This is a genomic window from Novipirellula herctigrandis, from assembly GCA_007859835.1.
Classification (GTDB): domain Bacteria; phylum Planctomycetota; class Planctomycetia; order Pirellulales; family Pirellulaceae; genus Novipirellula_A; species Novipirellula_A herctigrandis.
The window spans coordinates 660,585-681,798 of sequence record SJPJ01000002.1 but is presented as its reverse complement, the minus strand read 5'-3'; the positions used below and the strand labels follow the sequence as shown (position 1 = coordinate 681,798).

Below are 21,214 nucleotides of genomic sequence, written 5' to 3'. Positions count from 1 at the left end.
CGTTACTTCTAAATCGATCTTATTCAGTCGGTTCTATATTCCTGCATCCGTTGCAGGAAGTTCGTTGTTTTTGATTTTCTCTTCAAACGTACGATCGTCCGAACTCTTCTTTTTTCCCGCTTTCTTGAAGCCTTCAAGGATCTTCTTTTTTGCTTCTTCCGGGTTTGCTTTTACGTACTCCTTCGGAAAATCCTCTGCTTTCAAGAATTCTTTGATCGCTTTCCCATATTCGTTGCGAGCTTCGTCTTTTTTCTCGCCCTTGACATGACAAACGTAACATCCGGCGCTGCGGCCTGCTTTGACAAAGTCTGCATCGGCATCTTTGCCAAGGTATTCGCCTTTCCACTGCTTGCTGAACTCGCTGATCGCCATTGCGGGCGATACCAACAGGCATAGTAAGCCTAGAAATACTATCAATCGTTTCATTGTTTACTCCGGTGGTTTCGTTAAAAAGGGTGGGTTCAGATTGTAGGTTTGAGCGAACGGATGGTTCGGTGCAAAAACCTAGACAGGTGGGGATGCGGAAGTCGTTAGTATCGGCGTCCTTCGTGCGCCGGACTCTATTAAGTCCTAAAACCTACTGAAAGTCAAATCGAGATCAGATTTCTTCATCTGCCTTAGCTGCCTCAAGACGCGTCATAATCGTCAGAGCTTTTTCATTAAAGCCGCTAATGACCGCCCCATATTGCAGGAAATCTTGCGGCATCAATTGGTTCACGGGCTGTGACTTGAATGTTTCGCTTGCCCAATCGACGGCCCACCGCGACGACTGTTCGACAGCCCACGTGGGGGGGGCGTCTTTCAGGTCAACCATTCTGGTGATCGCTTCTTCGTTTTTCGTATCGACCAATCTTAGCATCACGTCCGACAAATCGGCTTTTGCATCGTACGCGTTTGCTTCGCCACGTAGCACTAAAACCGGGGGTGAATTAGCGAGTGAACTTGTTCCTGAAAATTCCGCTACTGGCACGTCGCCTTGGATAATGAAGACGCAGTTTTTGGCTTCCCGGTCAACTTGAAGCGGATAGGGATGATCGGCATCCAATCGCATTCGCAGGAAACCACGCGGTGCCATTACGAGCAATCTTTCCAAGCGAAGTTGAATCGGTTTTGCGGATGGAAGTGGCTTGCTTAACAGTCCCGCTGTTTCAATCATGCGACCGGTGATCGCCAATAAACCGTTCTCCCAACGCATCTGCAACTCCGCAGCCGTATCCATCTTGGCCATGGTCATTTGTCCTCGGATGCAGACGTTGTACATTTCGATTGATACCAAAGGAAGCGATCCCATATAGTTGGAATCACCAAACTTAGCATTGCTCCGCAGTGGATCGCTCGCCTCGTCGGAACGTTCTCGTGTTCGTTTCTTCCTTTTCGGATCGGTTTCAATTTCAAACGCGTAAACATCGCTTTGGCGTACGGAGTTGTTGATCGTCACACTACAGTCGGTTAACCGCACCAAGCGATTTGCGTTCATGGAAAAAATACATCCGCCACTCATTCCGCCACTCGGGACAGTCCACGTGATATGAATATCTTCCAACTCAATTCGATTGGTTCCAATTTTGATCAATTCCGCATGTTGCATCGGCGCACTGCTATCGGATTCAAAAACGATTACCGTACCGCCGACGCTTGAGGAGATCACCAATCCATCGCGATCGATCGTGACAGGAGCACTTCGGATAAGTGGTTCAGCCAATTCGATTCGATCCACTTCGAAGCTAGAGGCAAACTCGATCGCTTCCTCTAGCGATGATGCGTACGCGTATTCAAGTGAGTCGTTATCGCCATCGGCCGACATCGGCGGTGACTGGGACACTCGAATGGCGCGAGGGCGCCAATCGGATGGGACATTTGGATCGAGTGAACCAAGAGCAGGTTGGTCTTGTGGTTGAATCCTCGAATCCGTTTTCGTCCCTGTTCGATTAGGGTTTGAACGAATGTTTGTCGAATTGTTTTGCAGGGGCATGGTCTCTTCGCGACTTAGTTCTTCGGGAACCGGCAAGTCGCGAATACGTGGTGGTGCGGAAGGGGCGAGCGTGGCCGAATCCATCGTCGCGCGCGGCGACGTTTCTACAAAGTCGGCACTGTTCGAACCGGATAGATCGCCGGGAAAAGGCCCCAAATCAACTCCGTTTTGACTGGTTCCCTTTTGCAGCGGCGATTGGGGCAGATTCGCAGAGCTGAATTCGACGCTTTTGCTCGCGGGAACGGATATTGCAAATTGGCCTTTGGATAATTGACCCACGACATACAGCACGCCCACGCTGATAAGCAAAAGTCCAAATGCCACCAACCAAGCTGCATGATGATCTAAAAACGCCCAAAACGGGCCAGGCGTATTGATTGTCACTGGCCCAAGCGTTTGCACTCGCTGCAACCCTTCGCGATACGCGACTTCTTGCAAGTCCGCCACTAAGTCGTTGGCATGTTGGTAACGGTCCTCGGGATCCTTGGCCAACATTTTTTTGATCACGGCAGCCAAATCTTCGCTGACTTCTTCACGCAGCAACCGAATGTCAGGCGGCGGTGTCTTGCCATGGTGCATTAATTTTTGCAACATCGTTCCGCCAGGATAAGGCGGTTCGCCTGCAAGCATGAAATAGAGGGTGCAGCCAAGTGAATAGATGTCGCTGCGGAAATCAGCGTCGCGTGGATCGTTAGCCTGTTCGGGCGAGATGTAATCGAATGTGCCGAGTGTCACACCGCTGGCGGTCATGTCCTCGTTCAGGTCGAGACTCTCGGTTCGGGCCAACCCCATGTCAACCAGCTTTATCGTGTCTCCTTCGCCTATCAGCACGTTGGATGGCTTTATGTCTCGATGAACCACGCCGCGATCCGAAGCATGCTGGATCGCATCAGCGAGTTGGCACGTAAAAAAGACTGCTTCGTCGATCGGAAGCAGACCGTCGCGAGTCACGAGATCGCGGATGTTGGTCCCTTGGATGTATTCGAAAACGATGTAATGCCAATCATCGTCGGTTCCAACATCAAATACTTTTGCGATTCGCGGATGGTCAAGCTTGGCCGCGCTTTGAGCTTCATTCCGAAATCGGCGTTTCAGATCGGGGTCATCACCAACAAACGGGATGACCTTGATCGCCACGGTCCGATCGAGCTGTTCATCGTGAGCACGAAAAACCGCGCCCATGCCACCGCCACCAACAAAGTCTTCCAGCAAGAAATGGTTAAGCCGCTGGCCCAATAAGACACCCGCGACCGACGCAGGCGTGCGATCCGATCGACTCCAATCCGACCCGCTCGACCGAACACGCGAGGAACCGCGTATGATCGTTTTAGCATCTGCAAGTTCTTCTAATTCCGCCGAGCTATCACTTGACGCCGGTTTGTCCGTTTCCGCTTGCCCACCGGGAGACTTCTTGCGGATGTCAGTTTTTTTGCTCGAACCACGATGAACCGTCGACGCATCGGTCCGAATTGATCCGTCAGAAGCCATCACAATCGCAGTCAAAGAAAAAAGTCGAGAAAAGCAGATGATCCGTCTACCTAGTTTACTTCGCTGCCCATTTTTGGTCAACGAATCACCTGTATTTATACGTATTAACCCGCTATAACGGAACGCCCGACGTCTTCAATTCGCCACTTGGAACCCACCAACTGATGTCAATCAATCCGGCTTCTCTTTCGAGTCGTTCACCGAGCCAAGCCTATTTGGATCATTGTCGACAATTGACCGATTGTGTTGAAATGCAGTTGTCGGCAATCGCGCAGGCAGCGGATTGGTTTTCTGAATCGATTCTCGGCGGCCGAATGGTGCATGTTTTTGGCAGCGGACATAGCCGTATCATGGTCGAAGAAATGTGGCCTCGCTACGGATCGTTTCCCGGTTTCAACCCAATCGTTGAGATGTCGTTGACGTTTCATAACTTGGTTGTCGGATGCAACGGCCAACGGCAAGCGATGTTTCTAGAGAACGTTAGCGGATTGGCAGATCGAATTTTGCGAAACTTTGACTTGTCCGATACCGACTCGGCGTTCGTGTGCTCTAGCAGTGGATGCAATGTGGTGCCGATTGAAATGGCCGAAGCGTTTCAGAAACAAGGCATTCGCGTCGTTGCGTTGGTCAGTGCGAAACACTCCCAAGCGAGTACAACGAAACACTCGCGTGGGATCAAGTTAACTGACGTCGCCGATTTAGTCCTCGACACCGGAGCTCCCGCTGGTGATGCAATGGTGCACGTGGACAATCTTGATACGCCGGTTGCCCCAGGGTCGACTGTAGGTGGGTGTTTAGTCGTTAACGCGATCAAAGCGGAAGTCGCTGCGCGTTTGACCGCGGCAGGCCAACCACCCAAAGTGTTGACTGCTGGTTGTGTCGTGGGATCCGAGCGAGCGGTGGAACTTTTCGAATCGGCCTACGACGAACACGCACATCGATTGGCCCGACTTTACGAAAAGGTTTCCGGCTCTTGATCGACTCTCGGTATTGATGCTTATATTTAACTCGTAACCTATTGTTGGCAAACTCACATGGCTAAATGCAAAGTTGTAGGAATCAATTTCGATCACTTTCACATGGGCGACCTTCTTCGCAATGCGTTCGATCATCCTGATGTTGATTTGGTCGGGATTTGTGATGTCGATCCGGCACGGATGGTCGATGCAGTCAAGGCGTTTTCGATCTCTCAGGATGATGTCTACACCGACTATCGTGAATGTCTGGAAAAGACGAAGCCTGATCTAGTGATTCTTTGTCCTGCTGCAGCCCAGCATGGTGAATGGGTCGAAAAGGTCGCGCCGTTTGGATGCGACATCATGGTTGAAAAACCATTTGCGGCCACGCTCGCAGAAGCGGATCAGATGATCGCAGCGATGAATGCATCGGGCCATCGTTTGGCAATCAATTGGCCGTTGGCTTGGGTCCCGTCGCACTGCACCGCAAAACGATTGATCGATGAAGGACTAATCGGCGAAGTCATCGAATTCCATCACTATGGCGGCAATCGGGGACCTCTTTGGCACGTCGCAGACAAGGTCGAGCGGACGGCCGAACAAGTGGAACAAGAAAAACCGAATAGCTGGTTCTATAAAGCGAGTGCCGGCGGAGGGTCGCTGCTTGATTATGCCGGCTACGGAACCACTCTTGGAACTTGGTACATGAACGGCCGCAAACCGATCGAAGTGACTTGCGTGGTTGACCAACCCGCAGGTTTAGAAGTGGATGAACATAGCGTGATCGTTTGTCGCTACCATACGGGGTTGTCCAAAGTCGAAACACGTTGGGGCACCTTTACCGATCCATGGACAAATCAACCGCAACCAAAGTGCGGTTTTGTGATCGTTGGAACGGAGGGGACGATTGCAAGCGAAGATTATGGAAAAACCATTCACGTTCAAACACGTGACTGCCCCGAAGGGAAAGATGTGCCATCGGATGAATTAAAGGAACCGAGGCAAGACCCGATCCAGTATTTGGTCGATGTGATCCGACGTGATAGCGACGTCGAAGGGATACTGAGTACCGAAATCAGTCGCATCGGCCAGCAAATCGTGGATTCCGCAGTATTGAGTGCGAGAGAAAAGCGAACCGTCGAATTATTGCCCTAGGTATCGCATGAGTGACAACGAACGAAACTACGATCTAAAACCGAAATCGTCCGAACAGGTTGCGGCCAAGTCCTTTCCGTACGAACCGCCGGTGCCGTTGCGGTCCCACCGTATCGGATTGATCGGATGTGGTGGAATTTCCGAGAACCATTTGGCTGCTTACAAGCATGCTGGGTTTGATGTTGTCGCGTTTTCGGACCTCGACTTGTCTCGTGCGCAGGCACGTCGCGACGCCTTTTATCCCGATGGCGAAGTCTTTGTCGAGTCTCAAGCCTTGCTGGAAAATGCAGACGTGGACGTCGTTGACATTGCCACGCCGGCGGCTGTCCGCGTTCCGATTATCGAAGCCGCACTCGATGCGGGAAAAAATGTTCTGAGCCAAAAGCCGTTTGTGTTGGATATGGAAACAGGGCGACGATTGGTCGATCTTGCCGACGAAAAACATTGTCTGTTGGCGGTCAATCAAAACGGGCGCTGGGCACCCCATTTGTCGTTCCTTCGCGAGGCCGTTAAGGCGGATCTAATTGGCGATGTGGTATCGGTCGCTGTCGATATCCATTGGGACCACAATTGGATACAGGGGACCTTGTTTGATCAAATGACGCATGTTGTCCTCGAGGACTTTGCGATTCATTGGTTTGATTTCACCGCGAGCATTGTACCGGGAATTGCTGATCGCATTTACGCATCGGCAATGCGTTCGCAAGGTCAAACGGCCAAGCCGCCCCTGCTGGCGACTGCACTTCTTGATTATCCAAAGACCCGTGTGGTTTTAAATTTCGATGCCGACACCCGGTGGGGAGCCGAGGATCGAACGGTGGTTCGAGGGACAAAGGGGACACTCATCAGTTGTGGGACAAGTTTGACCGAGCAATCGGTTACGGCATATACCGAAGAGGGTTGGTTCCACGCCGATCTGCAAGGCAATTGGTTCCGCGAAGGTTTCTTCGGAACGATGGCGGAGTTGTTGTGTGCGATCGAACAAGGCCGACAACCTCTCAACAACGCTCGCGACAACCTCCGAGGGTTAGCGATGTGCTTCGCCGCTGTTGAAAACGCAGAGTCGCATCCCTAGATGCTCACCATACTCGCTGCGTGACCATTTGTAGGTAGCGGGTCAGTCAAGCAGACTTGTGATCGCAGAATGCATTTCGGCGACCCCATTATTTAAATAACCTTCCCATACGCCTCGGATCGTTCCACTGCTATCCACTAAAATCGAAGTGGGATAATACATCGTTGGCTGGCCCAACCGCTCCGCCGTACTCATGCGAGTGATTCCTTGCGGGTCGGCAAACACGTCTGTCGAAGCACCGATATCGGTTAAGTAATCATTCGTTTTGCTCGCAAGTTGCTCGAAGTTTACATTCCTGCCGGATTCGCAAGAAATCGACAAGAAACGAAAGTCGCTCTTCGATTGCAAATCACTGACCATTTCTGACAAGTGTGGATACTCCATCTTGCATGGTCCACACCAAGTTCCCCAAAAATGAATCAAGGTAACTTTGCCCGATGCCAATTCATTGACGGTTTCCTTGATCTCCGAACTTTGCGAAAGAGAAATCAAGTTAATTTGCGGTGCTGGCCGCCCAATCGCACCTCCTTCGGGACCATTTAGCCCCGGCCCACGACTTCGACTTACGTATAGCAGGCCGATGACTAGAATGACGGGGATGATCCACATCCAAGGCGATTTGGGTTCCGGTTCAGATGGAGTTGGTTTTGAATCAGAGGTTGTCATTGATGTTCGTTTGCTTTCGTCCACTGGGAGTGTCTCTCTTCCTGCTTTTCATCCTATCGGAATCGGTGGGCCTGCAAAGTAACAATGCACAAAATCCGGCGATTGCCGCACGCAATCTACCCGAAAAGTCAGAGGTTCCGGTTTATCTGAACGAACCAGCAGTGTCTGAAAGTAGTGGTTTGGCATCATCGCGGCGCGTACCAGGATACTTTTGGACGCACAATGATTCGGGGGATACGGCTAGGGTATTTGCATTCGATTGCGATGCCAAACGGGTAGGTGTTTGTAAATTGAAATCCGCCCCGGCTGTTGATTGGGAAGATATGGCGGCGTTTTGCCATAACGGTCAAAACAGATTGCTGTTGGCGGATTGCGGTGACAACCTCCACAAACGAGCATCGATTTCGCTGTTGATTGTCGATGAACCTGATCCAACAACGGACACCGCGACGGACCAATTTGGAGCGATGACGGTTACTTATCCCGATGGTCCCCGAGATTGTGAAGCGGTGGCGGTCGATAGTAGTCGTGGCCAAGTATTACTGCTAACCAAGTCAGCGTTGCCAATTTGCAGGGTCTATTCGATTCCGTTGTCGACTTTTGAACGACCGCTCCCCTTTTCTCATGCCATCGAAGCGAGCTACGTCGGCGCCATCGCAATGCCGATGGTAACCGGAGCGGATTTTGATTCTGCTACCGGTGATTTATGGGTCGTCAACTACTGGAATGGTTTTTGTGTTCGCTGTAAGGATCGGGAAATGCGGATCGCCGATCAAATCCGAACTGTCCCCGCGCCGGTCAAGATCCCCCGATGGAGGCAAGTCGAAGCCGTTGCGGTGGACGATAACGGTCGGGCGTGGGTCACGAGTGAAGGGGCTCCGATGCCGTTTGGAAGTGTCAAAATGGAAGAATAGGGGCTGTTTTCCTCGTAAATCCGACGTTTACCTGGGATCGATTCAAAGAGTACACTCCTTGGCGAGGCGATTTTTTACTTTTCGGGTGAGTGGTTTGCCTGGGAAAATACTAGGATTTTCATGATGACGGTTCTGATTAGCTGTGAAACGGGAGGTACGCGCGTCCCTTCGTGGCTGATCGATTCAATCACGCCGCCGCAAGAATCGGAGCCGAAACCGTTTGTTGACCAGCCCGCTCGGTACGCTGCTACGCGGATCGCTGGATTTCTCGGTTGTGCCATCCATCTAAACCCCTATGCCTCGGAGCTGATTGATGTCACTCGTTCAGTTCGCCATCGAAATGTGTTTCCCTCGACGGCTCGGAAGTTCAATGAAACGCAGCGTCAAGGATTGATTGCAGAGGTCCATCAACCGTATCGACAAGAGCTAAAACGGGGATTGCACCAAGCAATTAACCTCAGCGGATACGTCATCCATGTATCGATGCGTTCCTTCGCGCTTCGCAAAGACGGAAAACTAAGACGTACCGATGTCGGATTGTTGTACGACCCTTCGCGGACCGATGAAGTGGATTTTTCTCTCGATTGGATCGACGAGATGTACGAAGAGGTGCCAATGGTCCGCGTTCGTCGCAATTATCCACGTCGGGGAACGACCGAGAGCATTGTCACTGCGATGCGCAGTGAATTTTCCGCAGAGCAATACATCGGTATCGAAGTGCTACTGAATCGCGCCTGGGTGGGGCGTCCGTTGTTGCGTCGCGACGAGGCGATCGATGGGATGTGTCGATCGCTCGCGTTAATGGCCGAAGTCGATTTGGCGCCACAGAGTTTTGTCCCAGAGACTCGCGACGTCGCTTAGAGCACAACCGTTCAATAAACGCCGTTCTTCAATAATTCACCATCGGCTCGGTTTCCAAGTTGCTGCAACAACTCGGGATCAATTGTTTCGGACAAAAACCTAACGGAACCATCGGCAAAGACAAAGTTTGCCCCGCCTTGGTGAAAGCTGCTAAAACCGCCGACGGTCAGCGAGCCGACATCCACTTCGGCGGTGCTTTGCATGATGTCTGTCTTTCCGCTATTGATCTTGGATCCGGTGTTGCGAAGAGTCGACCGCGTTCCGCTGACCCAACCGAGTGATCCTTTGCTAGGGATTGCCTCGCCGATCAGGATTGTCTGGGAGCTGCCGTCCAATATTTCCGCGAACCGAATGCGGCTATTCAAAAACAATAGGCCGTTGTTGTCTTCATCAATCGGAGCTTCGGTTGAGTGATGGCATCCTGCGTAATCACTCACGCGGACGTCCCTCATTTCACCATCAACCGATACGGTGATGTCGGACGAAGAAATTGGGCACGACGGACAACGAAAGGTTGGGATTTCCAATGTTCGCACCGGGGCGTTCTGTGTCGCATAAGATCCTGCGGACAACTCATAATGCTTATACGCCGGCTGCTGTTCGATAAACGGCAAGATTTGAACCATCCAGCTTATATGATTGCCGATCGGTTCATTTCTAATCGGACCAGTTTCGTCGATTACGCCCGACGGCAATCGTTCGTGACTGAATTCGTGATGGTGGATCGCAAGCCCAAGTTGGACATTGTTGTTCATGCAACTTGATCGCCGGGCTGCTTCGCGAGCCGCTTGGACTGCTGGCAGAAGTAGGCCGACCAAAACGCCAATGATTGCGATCACGACAAGAAGCTCAACCAATGTGAACGCGGACCGAGTCGTTCGCGAAAAATCTTTATTTGGAATTTGCATCTTCGGAAGACTCCAAGGTTGGGGATGCGGAAAGGGTGAATTTGTAACTGCGTTGAGTGCGGTAGGACTGCATGTTTGTGCGATTGTCCGAAATCGTCGACAATCTCGCAGTCACATGGACTTCGAGCTCGTTTGAATCCTCAATCGGTTTAACCGTGATGTCGGCTTCCGCCAATGGCCATGTTTGGACCAATTCACTGGGTATCCAAGTCTCGCCGGCGTACTCGCCAGATGTGTTGACCTTGTGGGCCGCGCGAGCGATCGCAGCACCCAATAAAAACTCGGTCTGAAGCCGTTGCTTTTGAATTCTTAGTTCACGTTGGGCTACCACGGCGGAACGGATGGCTGCAACAGCAAGGGTGGTTGATACTAATAAACAAACCAATGCTGCGATCAAGAACGCTCCGGTTCGATTGGTTGACTGCCTGTCTTCGCGGATCATGGTTCCACCTTCTCGGTTCGGTGTTGATAACGACTCCACCTGCCGATGTGCACGTTGACTTTTCGATCGATTCGCTCGCCATCAAGGTTGGCCATGCAAACGATCACTATCGTGGCTTCATTCATTTTTTCGTTTACTGCGAACCGGGCGACGAATGTTTCAGCAAGCTCATAGGTTTCCCGTCGAACCAGATCATTGTCGACGGTTTCGATTCGCGTTACGCGGTTGTTGTCCGCGGCATAGTTGATTTCCCTCGGGGCTTTGCTCCGAAATTCGATGTTCTCGGGATTGAGGCTGTCAGCGGACTCCGCTCGAACAACATCCTCGCGGAATTGCCAAACAAGTCGCTCGGCATCTCGGTCATGATCCGCTCGATCGTTGGAAATGGATTTGATCGTCATCGCTTGGTGAACCAAACCAACCGCCAAACCCGTCAGCGACGTGCCAAGCGAAAGAGTTACGACCACTTCGATCAGTGTATGGCCAAATGTTGAGTTGTGTCTCATTCGGATGTCTCCTGTGGGCTGATCCATCCAATCAACTCAATGGGTTTGGGATCACCGACGCGGGTCCAATTGATCGATACGCGAACCGCATCGTGACCTAATCGTTCGCCGTTGAGTTGCACGCCCGGCAACCGTTCGGTTGCCCAATCGGATGCAGCAAGCCTTGGCAATTCAGCAGGTAATTCGTTCGCAGGCAAACTAATAATTTGCTCAAGTTGGTTCGATAACTCATCCATTGCGATATGTTGTGCTCGCGTTTCCAGCCACATTCGGCCTGAGCGGATCGCTAGCGGAGCGACAATCGCCATGCCGGTGACCACGACGGTTGCGGCAACCAACAGTTCGGTAAGCGTGACGCCTGATCGAGGCTTCATGGTTTTGCCAAATTCTGAACGAGGTTGTAGAGGAACTGAAAATAGGCATAGCCAATCCAAAGTACAAAGGAAGCCAATGCCATGACGGCGATCGGTTGAAAGAGGGTTGATCGGTTTTCTCGCGAGCGACTGAGCTTTTTGCTTTGCCAATTGGCAACACGTCGAAGCGTCCAAACGCGGTCGGTTTTCGTTGACGAGTGAGCGATCGCTTTCGATTCTGCTGGGGAAATCAATTGCACTTCGGCCAAACTGTCCCAAGGCTTCGCACCTTGTTCGATTTCATTTCTTGCAATCAACAACTTATGGCGAATGCGGGTGTCGAAGTGATAGCGAGCAAGAGTCGAAAATGATCCGGATAAGGGGCGACCGGCTTCCAAACTATCCGCAAGTAATTCAAGCAATTGGGCCGATCGCCGTTTTGCCACGGCACTAAACCATCTGCCCGCTAGCCCGCGGCGAAACAGTCGGCGAATGTTTCCGACTTTGAAAATCAAAAAAATGAGCACCATCAGCATCAGGAGCATCGGGAAGTAGTCCGCGATGAAATGAGAAACCGATATTAGGGATTTCAGTACCGATGCCGAGCTGATTTGTTCCGATGCATCGCTAAAATCTCGTTCCATTTTGACGATGGTTGGAATGATAAACGTCATCTGAAAGAGGGTGATCAGGCATGCAATTAGACCGATGACGATGACATAGGCTAGCGAATGACGCATGGCATACTGCAATCGGTTGTCGGTCTCGTCATGTTCGCCGATCAGTCGAGAATAGGTTGCATCGAGTGTCCCGCACTGTGTTGCAAAACGAACTGCCAAGACAATCGGATCGCTCAATGCATCGGGGGTCTGCTCGAGTGCGTCGACAAGCAATGTCCCTTCGCGTAGGCGCCGGGCGAGTCGTTTCAGTCGCCATTTGTAACTCCATCGATGCTCGTTGGCCAAATGGTCGACCAACACGGCGGGGTCAAGCCGTTCCTTGTGAGCGGTCGCCAGTATTCGCAGTAGGGAACGCTGTCTTGCATCGACCGTATCGCTTGACCAAATTGGCGAAATTCGCCACCAAGGTGCAAGGCATTGCACCAGATTTGTAAGCGTTGGGAAAATTGTCTCAATCAGCGTTGACATTAGGACAACCCCGTGATTAGGTCAATCAATGGCATGTATAGCGCAATCACCACGAAGAAAACAAGTATCGCAATGACAAAGGTTGCGATGTACGATGCTGCACCCCCGAGCCAACCACTGCGATGAGTCAACCGTTCACGGTACATTGCCGACAAAGCTCTCAGCAGTGGCACATTCGGTTTGCCATCGTCGCCCGCCGTGACAGCGTAGATTAAATTCCCTGGCAATTGTCTGGCCCAAGGTGATTCTGAGATTGGAGTCGGGCAATTTTGAAGATGGCCGGCAATTTTGTGGGCAATATTGCGATAGTGCCGATGGTTGCATTGGTCTCCTGCGAACCAAAACGCTTCATCTGTGTTGGTGCCGAGTTCCAACAAGTCGGCTAATTGTGCAGTCATGATCGCCATCGCTCGAAGACTTGCTGAATTTCCAACGGCGAGAGATCCGAACATCCGGCTTGAAATCGCGAGATGAGTCCATAATCGTACCGTGCCATAAGCGACTGTTGCGGCAATGATGATCCCCAAGCCTGTTGCGATCGGACGATGGGTGATGGAGCTTGACAGCTCAAATAGCACTTGTGTCGGAAACGGTAGCATCAGATCGAATTCTTCAAACATTTGCTGGAAGTTCGGAACGACTAAAACCGACAATGCCATAAAGATCAAAAATGCGACCAGGATGACAAAGATGGGATAACTCCAAGCACGTCGGCGCTCGTTACGTAGTTGTGTTTCTTCAGCGATGTGTCGAATCGCGTCCGATAGTTGCATCGGTTCTTCACCGCACCCGATGGCGGTCGCTATCGGAGCTAACCATACGACGGTTTTTGGGTCTATCAGCAATTCGCGTGTGGATACCCCCGAGGCGATGTGTTTTGTGAGTTGCGACAATTCGCTTCGGCTTTTGCTTGGTGGCATTTCCGCAGCCAGCGCGGACAATGCGGGCACAAGCGTTTCCCGATGCACAATCAAACGAGCAACTTGGTTTTCGATTGTCGATGCGGTTGGTAGTGAAGTATTCATTGGACTATGTCAGCACATTCAAGAAATAGACCCATGGCAAGAACACGGACAATGCAAATGCTAAGGCAATGATTCCACCTATAATCGTCGTTACCACCGACGGAACCAAGACTCGCCAAATTGACCCGGCATTGTTTGCCTTTTGTTCGTAGATCGTGGCGACCGATTGCAGTACGCGACCGCGTGGCTCGCCCCCTAAATCGCCCTCGATTGCCCAACGTAACAGCGGAGCAAGCGTCGTCGGGTTTGTGTTCGTGGTCGCCATCGCATCGTCAAGCGGTATGTTTTGGTTTGTAAGGGATGCCAAGCGATTTGCAGTGTCAGCATTGGCTCGGGTGGTCGCATAGCGATTTCCGCCCGGCAATGCGGACCACGGGATTCGGTTGGCGTACTTTTTCCACCCTACGACGCCAAGCACAAGCATCCCCAGCACGATCGGAAACCAAATTCCATAGGTGTTACGTGCGGTTGTGAGAATGGCGAGCGGTCCTGGAGCAATTCCCAGTTCATCAAAATAACTCTCGATCCGCGGGGCCGATTGGAAAATTAAATAGGTGAATCCGATCAATACCAGTAGCAGTAGAACGCCGAGTTGGAACAGCCAATGCGATAGGTCAAATGTAAGTTCGCGTTGGATCCGAGCTCTTGCCGTCAGTCGATCCAATGCAACGGTTGAGTCGTCCGAGCGAAGCAGTGTAGCGACAGAGTGCCGATAGGATTCGGACATTGTATCGCTCTGCTGAATGACTTCTTCGACCGATTGGCCGCGAGCGACTGCGAGCGTTAGTGCTGCATTGATCTTTTCGATCGCCGATTCTATGGAATCGGCGCCTCGTCCGTCACCAAGATCCACCGGCAATCCTGCACGCGACAGCAACACAAGCTGTTCGTTGAAGGCAAGGATGCGGTCGAGCGTGTTTTGCATTGTGTCCCGTCATTGGGTTTGGGGTCGCGGCCATCACTGATCGGCAATCTATGGATGCGCACCAAGAACCAATTTGTCTAACCATTCAATGGAAAACGCTTGTTCCCAAATTGGAGTCGTTAGTGGCATCGCGAAGCAGTGGTAGGAGACAGCTTGTCGTGCCCGCACCTGCGACAATGTGAAAACTTACTGCGGCAGTTTCGCTTACCTTGATCCCCGGAAACCTTCCGCTTGGTCTTCTCGCCACTGGCTAAACGCCTCGAACATCCCCCATTGAGGGCTGACGTTCGCTTTGATTGAAATTATCGATGCTTGCTCTTGTATCTCAGCAGCGGTCGTTCCTTGGAAACGTGATCGATAACGGCTTAGGTAATGAAAGCCAGGGGATACGATCGCAAGCACCAGCAAGGCACAGGCAAGAAAAACGCCTAGCTTTTGCTCGGTTCGCAGATCTGCACATCGCGCACGGGCTGCTTCGAGAGTTCGCGGACGATGATCCTCGCTGGGACGAACGAAATCGCTTGCAGTTCGAATAAGCGATTCGATATCGGAGTATGTTTCATGGTTCCAGTCAGAATCTCTGCGAGGCAAACCATCCTCATGGTGTTGATTCGGATTATTCATGAAGCACCTCCGCACTGGCTGACCGCAATTTTACCGACAACTTTTCCATCGCATAGCGGTAACGGCTTGCGGCGGTCGACGAGGTTATTTCGAGTACTTCAGCGATTTGTGCGAACGTCATTGACTCCCAAACTTTTAGCACGACGACTTCGCTCTGCTCCGCGGGCAACGATCGTAGGGCAAACCAAACAGCACGATTTTGGTCTTCAACCTCGATTTGATTCACATACCGCCGCACAACCAAATCCGAAAGATCGCTGAGCAGGGACCATCGTTTCTTGCGCCGTAAAATTACCAAGGCCTCGTTACGGACCATCCTGAGCAAATAGGGCCACGGAAATTCGGCGTCCAATAGAATCTTCGGTTCGCTGGCGACTCGCACCAGTGCAGCCGACACGGCATCCTCCGCATCGTGTTGGTTCGATGTGATCGTCGTCGCGTAGCGCACCAAGCGTTCAGCGGTTAAATCATACAATCCCGATAAAGCAGGGGCGCTGCTTTCGGCGATCCGCCCGGCGTAGAGTCGGACTTGCTCGGAAAAGTTGTCAAGGGTAGCCATTATCCATTAGAATGCGCCAAAGCGGCCGGTTTGTCTAATAATCCGAACCATTTGCCCAGGATTTTCGTAAATTAGCGTCATGGTGCCTTTGCTCGGCTTGTCTAAAGAGCTAACCCTCTCCTCACATTTCTGTCGCGATGCTCCGTTTCCTTTTTTCGTCAATTGCGATTCTCTTGGTGGTGGGTGTTTTGGCTCCCGGCAAGGTGGACGCGTCATGTGGCGATTGGCTAGCGCATCCCGAGGACCTAGCGCATTCCGAGGACCTAGCGCATCCCGAGGACCTAGCGCATTCTGAGGACGTCGATCGACCGGTTGTGGAGCAAACGACCGTCACCCTCTCGGTTGCGACCGCTGCAGAAACACCTATCGCTTGGCAGCCGACCTCCAGGAAGAAATGTAGCGGTCCGCTGTGTGGCCAATCGCCTACGAAGCGCGTTCCGAATCCGCCCGCTTCTGACACCGAGCAAACAACCAACGATTTCGGGGTGCTTTGGGTTGGTGACTTGGGGGGCCTCTCCGAAATTGGTTTCTCGCTTGAAGGAAATGATGGTCATCGATTGAGTGGCCATCGCGATGGGATCGAGCGACCACCGAGATTCTAGAACTCTTGGTGCAGCAGAAGTCGACGCGTAGCAGAAGTCGACGTGCCGCAGAAGTCGACGCAACGTTTGATTTCTGTGTGTGCACGTTGGCATTCGTCACTTGACAGCTCTTGACCTAAGGGTTGTCATTCGTTGTTGATGAAGTGCCTGCGACATCTCGCGTTGCGTTCGTGCTTTCTAACCTATCTCATTGCGCTCCTTTCGTTTGGAAAGAACCCATGTCATTGGATTCGCCTGCTTCCTCTGGTACTCCTCCTAAAAAAATGAAGTACGTTCGTGCGGTCGGTCCCCGACTTCGCAAACTCCTTTACTTCGTTTTCGTTCTGGTCGCATTGTTGTTCGCCAACTCTGGGTATCTTGCCACGATCACGTTGATGGAATGGTGGCGTAGTGAAACCTACCAGGATTACTACTACCAATTCATGTTTCTGGCTCATTTGGCGATGGGCCTTGTTTTGATTTTGCCACTAGTGATTTTTGGCTTTGTCCACATGTGGAACACGCGCAATAGGCGTAACCGGCGGGCACTTCGGATTGGTTATGCCTTGTTCTCGGTCAGTCTAACTGTCTTGGCAACCGGCATTCTATTGATGCGAGTGAGTGGTTTTGATTTGAAACAACCGTTTGCACGCAGCGTGGTTTATTGGTTGCATGTTGCGTGCCCGCTTGCTGCAGTATGGCTTTATTGGCTGCACCGACTGGTAGGGCCAAAGATCAAATGGAAAGTTGGGATTGGGTTTGCCGGTGTTGCAGTCGCTTCGATTCTTGGGTTGGTTGCGCTGCAAATGCAGGACCCGCGAGATTGGAATGCGGTCGGTCCTGAATCAGGTACCGAATACTTCTTGCCCTCGTTCTCTCGAACTGCATCGGGAAACTTCATTCCTGCAAAGACATTGATGCAGGACCAATATTGCTTGAAATGTCACGAAGATGTTCACAAACAATGGGCTGACAGCGTTCATCGGTTCAGTTCATTTAACAATCCACCGTATTTAGCCAGCGTGATGGACACGCGAGCGGTCTCGCTTGAGCGAGACGGAAATGTCAAAGGAACTCGCTTTTGCGCAGGGTGCCATGATCCAGTCCCGTTTTTCTCTGGTGCGTTTGACGATCCCGATTTCGATATGCTCGACCACGTCACCGCCAAAGCAGGAATCACGTGTACCGTTTGTCATGCGATTACCAACGTGAACAGCGTGCGAGGCAACGGTGACTACACGATCGAAGAACCGCTGCACTATCCGTTTGCCTATAGCGAGAATGCAGCGTTTCAGTGGATCAACAACCAGTTGGTCAAAGCGAAGCCCTCTTTCCACAAAAAGACGTTCTTAAAACCGTTCCATAAAACCGCTGAGTTCTGTTCGACTTGCCACAAGGTTCATTTGCCATACGCACTCAATCACTACAAGGAATTTTTACGAGGCCAGAATCATTACGATTCCTATCTTCTTAGCGGCGTATCGGGACATGGCGCAAGAAGCTTTTACTACCCTAAGAAAGCGGAACACAATTGCAACGAATGCCACATGCCGCTTACCGCATCGAACGACTTTGGTGCGAAGGATTACGAAGGTGCTGACGCTATGAGTGTCCACGACCACCTTTTTCCCTCGGCCAATACGGGGATTTCTTGGCTGCGAGATCGCGCAGAGGTGACGGCGAAACATCAGGACTTTCTAAAAGACAACTTGCGAATCGATTTGTTTGCACTGCGAGAAGGTGTCGAGATCGATGGGGAAAAGATTGCGCCGCTGCGTCCGTCGGTTCCAACGCTGAAACCAGGAAGCAAATACCTACTCGACGCGGTGGTCCGGACATTGAACCTAGGGCATCATTTTACCCAAGGAACCACCGATTCGAACGAAGTGTGGATTGATGTGAAAGTCACCAGCGGTGATCGGTTGATCGGGCGTAGCGGTGAAGTGAATAAGGATGCTCAAAATGAAGTTGATCCGTGGTCGCATTTTTTGAACGTCTTTATGCTAGACAAAGACGGACGACGCATTGACCGACGCAATGCGGAGGATATTTTCACGCCTCTTTACAACCACCAATTGCCTCCCGGTGCAGCTCAAACGGTTCACTACGAACTCGATATTCCCGAAGATGTTAACGCGCCTGTAAAGGTCGAAGTGAAGGTGCTTTACCGAAAGTTTGACCAACACTATATGAACTTTGTCGCCGACAAGATGGACGCGCTAGGTCGACCCATTCGAGGAACTCAGCGTGGCGAAGCGTATGTTAATGACTTGCCGATCACGACGATTGCGACCGATTCCATTGTCTTCCCGATCGAAGGTGTTGATGTGACACCCGAAAACGCCGACAGCAAAATTCCCCTCTGGCAACGTTGGAACGACTATGGAATCGGGTTGTTGCTCAAAGGTAAAGGCGAATTGCGGCAAGCGGAGGAGGCGTTCTTGGAAGTCGAGAAGCTCGACCGCTATGACGGGCCATTGAATTTGGCTCGAGTGTTCAACATCGAGGGACGTTTGGATGACGCCGTGGACGCACTCAATCGAGCGACAAAGTATGCCGACACCGAAGGCTTCCCGCGGTGGACGTGGGCCTGGTTATCAGGGGATGTTAATGCGCAGCAAGGTCGTTTGGAGGAAGCCGAACAGAACCTTCGCAGTGTGCTTGAAGACAATACCGAAGAAATGCAGCGACGCGGTTTTGATTTCAGCTACGACATCGAGGTGATCAATTTGCTCGGTCGCACGTTGTTTGATCTTGGCAATGTTCGCTTTCGACAAGGCCGCGATGAAGAGGTTCAACAGTACCTCAGTGAAGCGGTCTTGCAGTTCAAACGAACGCTTGAGATTGATCCTGAAAATGTCTCGGCACATCACAATTTGCAGCAGTTGTACGAAAAACTTGGTGACGAAACCTTGTCAGCCAAACATCGTGAATTGCATTTGACCTATAAGCCAGACGACAACGCACAAGGCCGAGCGATCCGATTAGCGAGACAACGGTATCCCGCAGCGAATCATGCGGCCGAAGCGGTCGTGAAATACTCGTTGATTCGGTCGCTACAAATAGATACTAAAACGTCAACCACTGAATAAAGCCGAACTCAAAACATGAATAAGATCCCACCTCAAATCGACGAAGAAGAGATCGAACATCACGACGACGCAGCGATTGGTCGAGCGTTTCGTCGTTCGCTTGCCGGCATTGTCGCATTGGTGACGATTGGAGGAGTGATTACTTTTTTCGCGACACGGCGTGAACCACCGCCCGAAATCAAGGAAACAAAACTCGCTCCGGTGAAAATTCGCGAAATGCCCAAAGTCGAAATCCCGTCAGTCATGTTCACCGATGTGACAGACGAGGTCGGCATCGACTTTGTTCACAACAACGGTGCTACTGGTGAAAAACTATTGCCCGAAACGATGGGTGGCGGTTGTGCTGCATTTGATTTTGACAACGATGGCGATCAAGACATTCTGTTTGTCAATTCAAACGATTGGCCCAGTGAAAAAAAACTCAGTGCGAAAGAACGGTCGGACTCACCTAGTACCATGGGGCTTTACCGTAACGACGATGGCGTTTTTTCGAATGTTACGAAAGGATCGGGACTCGATTTTTCTGCTTACGGGATGGGAGTCGCGGTGGGGGACTATGACAATGACGGATTGGTTGATGTCTTCATCACCGTTGTTGGTCCCAATCGGTTGTTCCATAACCTTGGCGAAGGCAAATTTGAGGATGTCACTGCGGCAGCGAAGTTAGGTGGCGCAGATGACGCGTGGAGTTGTGGAGCGGCTTGGTTTGACTTCGACAACGATAGTGATTTGGATTTGTTCGTGGGCAACTATTTGAAATGGAGTCGGGAGTTTGATGTGTCGCAGAATTTTCAGCTTGTCGGCGGTGGCCGCGCCTACGGACGACCACAAAATTTCGAGGGAGTGTTCCCCTACTTTTATCGCAATGATGGAGACGGTCAATTCACCGATATTTCGGCTGAAACAGGAGTCCAAGTCCGCAATTCAGCCACGGGGGTGGAACAGCCCAAAGCACTTGGAGTGACCGTTTGTGATTTAGACGACAACGGTACACTCGATTTGCTTGTGGCCAATGACACCGTGCAGAATTTGCTCTTTAAGAACACGGGCGACGGCAAATTTCAAGAATTCGGAGTTTTAGCCGGACTTGCATTTGACTCTGGTGGTAGTGCGCGTGGCGCGATGGGAATCGACGTGACGCCGTTTCGTGAAAATAGTGCAATGGCGGTTGCTATCGGGAACTTTGCTAATGAGATGACTGCGCTGTACGTGTCTCGCCGAGGGAGAATGCAGTTTTTTGATGAAGCGGTTTCGACGGGGCTCGGTCCAAGTACCCGATTAGAATTAACGTTTGGTATTTTCTACTTCGACTATGATCTTGACGGGCGTTTGGATTTGTTTTGTGCGAACGGGCATTTGGAAGAAGATATCAACCGAGTGCAACCGAGCCAACATTATGAGCAGCCGCCCCAGGTGTTTTGGAATGCCGGCGCTCAGTACGGAACCGAGTTTTTGAAAGTGGACAGAGCCCATTGTGGCGATGACTTGCTAAAACCGATGGTTGGGCGTGGAGCGATCTACCTCGATTATGACCAGGATGGTGACTTGGATGTCCTTGTGGCAACCACAGGACGCAAGCCACGGCTACTGCGGAACGAATTAGATCGTAAACATCACTTTGTGCGACTCAAATTGGTGGGCGACGGAGTGACGATTAATCGTGATGCAATTGGATCTTGGGTCGAATTGACCGTCGATGGAAAAGTGTGTCGAAAGCAAGTGATGCCGACACGAAGCTATTTGTCGCAGGTTGAATTGCCCGTCACATTTGGGCTTGGTGAATCGACCGTGATTGAAAAAGCCGTCGTGAAATGGCCGGACGGAAAGACGCAAACGCTTGAAGACCTGACGGTGGACCAGACACACGTGGTGGAGCGGAAGTAGTGGATGTATAATCAGAACTCCATTCTCGCCAACGCACCCATTTTGAAGGGGGTTTGGCACTCCCGCCTTTCAGGATCATT

The 21,214-nt window shown here is 51.4% G+C and carries 20 protein-coding genes; 8 read left to right on the top strand and 12 right to left on the bottom strand.

Annotated elements, in window-relative coordinates:
• Window positions 1-33 precede the first annotated feature (33 nt).
• Both CA13_RS33400 and CA13_RS33395 read right to left on the bottom strand, forming a co-directional pair.
• Window positions 34-426 carry a hypothetical protein gene (locus CA13_RS33400; protein WP_146404416.1) on the bottom strand — a complete coding sequence of 131 codons (393 nt, stop codon included), beginning with the start codon at window positions 424-426 and terminating at the stop codon, window positions 34-36.
• 172 nt (window positions 427-598) lie between these two features.
• On the bottom strand, window positions 599-3,460 hold the full coding sequence (locus tag CA13_RS33395; protein WP_146404415.1) for a serine/threonine-protein kinase: 2,862 nt from the start codon (window positions 3,458-3,460) through the stop codon (window positions 599-601).
• Between the two features lie 164 nt (window positions 3,461-3,624).
• On the opposite strand from CA13_RS33395, the gene CA13_RS33390 reads away from it, so the two are divergent.
• From CA13_RS33390 to CA13_RS33380, 3 genes are read left to right on the top strand one after another with little or no spacing between them, the layout of a single operon-like run.
• Window positions 3,625-4,437, top strand: a complete 813-nt coding sequence (locus tag CA13_RS33390) for a sugar isomerase domain-containing protein (RefSeq protein WP_146404414.1) — start codon at window positions 3,625-3,627, stop codon at window positions 4,435-4,437.
• A gap of 57 nt (window positions 4,438-4,494) precedes the next feature.
• Window positions 4,495-5,571 carry a Gfo/Idh/MocA family protein gene (locus CA13_RS33385; RefSeq protein ID WP_146404413.1) on the top strand — a complete coding sequence of 359 codons (1,077 nt, stop codon included), beginning with the start codon at window positions 4,495-4,497 and terminating at the stop codon, window positions 5,569-5,571.
• Between the two features lie 7 nt (window positions 5,572-5,578).
• Window positions 5,579-6,646 carry a Gfo/Idh/MocA family protein gene (locus CA13_RS33380; protein WP_146404412.1) on the top strand — a complete coding sequence of 356 codons (1,068 nt, stop codon included), beginning with the start codon at window positions 5,579-5,581 and terminating at the stop codon, window positions 6,644-6,646.
• 42 nt (window positions 6,647-6,688) lie between these two features.
• Here the strand turns inward: CA13_RS33380 and CA13_RS33375 are convergent, their stop codons facing one another.
• A complete protein-coding gene (locus CA13_RS33375; protein ID WP_146404411.1) occupies window positions 6,689-7,312 on the bottom strand; it encodes a TlpA family protein disulfide reductase in 624 nt (207 codons plus the stop codon).
• Window positions 7,313-7,314: 2 nt separating this feature from the next.
• On the opposite strand from CA13_RS33375, the gene CA13_RS33370 reads away from it, so the two are divergent.
• Entirely contained in the window at window positions 7,315-8,226 is a 912-nt protein-coding gene (locus tag CA13_RS33370) for a hypothetical protein (protein ID WP_146404410.1), read from the top strand.
• 123 nt (window positions 8,227-8,349) lie between these two features.
• A complete protein-coding gene (locus CA13_RS33365) occupies window positions 8,350-9,087 on the top strand; it encodes an N-formylglutamate amidohydrolase (RefSeq protein ID WP_419195289.1) in 738 nt (245 codons plus the stop codon).
• 11 nt (window positions 9,088-9,098) lie between these two features.
• Here CA13_RS33365 and CA13_RS33360 read toward each other — a convergent pair whose 3' ends face one another.
• From CA13_RS33360 to CA13_RS33320, 9 genes are all read right to left on the bottom strand, one after another.
• Window positions 9,099-9,995 (bottom strand): DUF1559 domain-containing protein, encoded by an 897-nt coding sequence (locus CA13_RS33360; RefSeq protein WP_146404408.1) that lies wholly within the window; start codon window positions 9,993-9,995, stop codon window positions 9,099-9,101.
• Window positions 9,979-10,437: a hypothetical protein gene (locus CA13_RS33355; protein WP_146404407.1), complete on the bottom strand. Its 459-nt coding sequence runs from the start codon at window positions 10,435-10,437 to the stop codon at window positions 9,979-9,981. The genes CA13_RS33360 and CA13_RS33355 overlap by 17 nt, the downstream gene beginning before the upstream one ends.
• On the bottom strand, window positions 10,434-10,943 hold the full coding sequence (locus tag CA13_RS33350; RefSeq protein WP_146404406.1) for a PulJ/GspJ family protein: 510 nt from the start codon (window positions 10,941-10,943) through the stop codon (window positions 10,434-10,436). The genes CA13_RS33355 and CA13_RS33350 overlap by 4 nt, the downstream gene beginning before the upstream one ends.
• Window positions 10,940-11,317, bottom strand: a complete 378-nt coding sequence (locus tag CA13_RS33345; RefSeq protein WP_146404405.1) for a type IV pilus modification PilV family protein — start codon at window positions 11,315-11,317, stop codon at window positions 10,940-10,942. The genes CA13_RS33350 and CA13_RS33345 overlap by 4 nt, the downstream gene beginning before the upstream one ends.
• On the bottom strand, window positions 11,314-12,444 hold the full coding sequence (locus tag CA13_RS33340; protein WP_146404404.1) for a type II secretion system F family protein: 1,131 nt from the start codon (window positions 12,442-12,444) through the stop codon (window positions 11,314-11,316). Before CA13_RS33340 ends, CA13_RS33345 begins: the two co-directional genes overlap by 4 nt.
• Window positions 12,444-13,469: a type II secretion system F family protein gene (locus CA13_RS33335; RefSeq protein ID WP_146404403.1), complete on the bottom strand. Its 1,026-nt coding sequence runs from the start codon at window positions 13,467-13,469 to the stop codon at window positions 12,444-12,446. Before CA13_RS33335 ends, CA13_RS33340 begins: the two co-directional genes overlap by 1 nt.
• Before the next feature lie 4 nt (window positions 13,470-13,473).
• Window positions 13,474-14,394, bottom strand: coding sequence for a hypothetical protein (locus tag CA13_RS33330; RefSeq protein ID WP_146404402.1), 921 nt, complete (start codon window positions 14,392-14,394; stop codon window positions 13,474-13,476).
• Between the two features lie 204 nt (window positions 14,395-14,598).
• Window positions 14,599-15,018 (bottom strand): hypothetical protein, encoded by a 420-nt coding sequence (locus CA13_RS33325; RefSeq protein WP_146404401.1) that lies wholly within the window; start codon window positions 15,016-15,018, stop codon window positions 14,599-14,601.
• Entirely contained in the window at window positions 15,011-15,577 is a 567-nt protein-coding gene (locus CA13_RS33320; RefSeq protein ID WP_146404400.1) for an RNA polymerase sigma factor, read from the bottom strand. Before CA13_RS33320 ends, CA13_RS33325 begins: the two co-directional genes overlap by 8 nt.
• Window positions 15,578-15,714: 137 nt before the next feature.
• Here CA13_RS33320 and CA13_RS33315 point away from each other — a divergent pair, with 137 nt between their 5' ends.
• From CA13_RS33315 to CA13_RS33305, 3 genes are all read left to right on the top strand, one after another.
• Entirely contained in the window at window positions 15,715-16,179 is a 465-nt protein-coding gene (locus CA13_RS33315; protein ID WP_146404399.1) for a hypothetical protein, read from the top strand.
• 218 nt (window positions 16,180-16,397) lie between these two features.
• Entirely contained in the window at window positions 16,398-19,250 is a 2,853-nt protein-coding gene (locus tag CA13_RS33310; RefSeq protein ID WP_146404398.1) for a multiheme c-type cytochrome, read from the top strand.
• A gap of 15 nt (window positions 19,251-19,265) precedes the next feature.
• Window positions 19,266-21,134, top strand: a complete 1,869-nt coding sequence (locus CA13_RS33305) for a CRTAC1 family protein (protein WP_146404397.1) — start codon at window positions 19,266-19,268, stop codon at window positions 21,132-21,134.
• Window positions 21,135-21,214 lie beyond the last annotated feature (80 nt).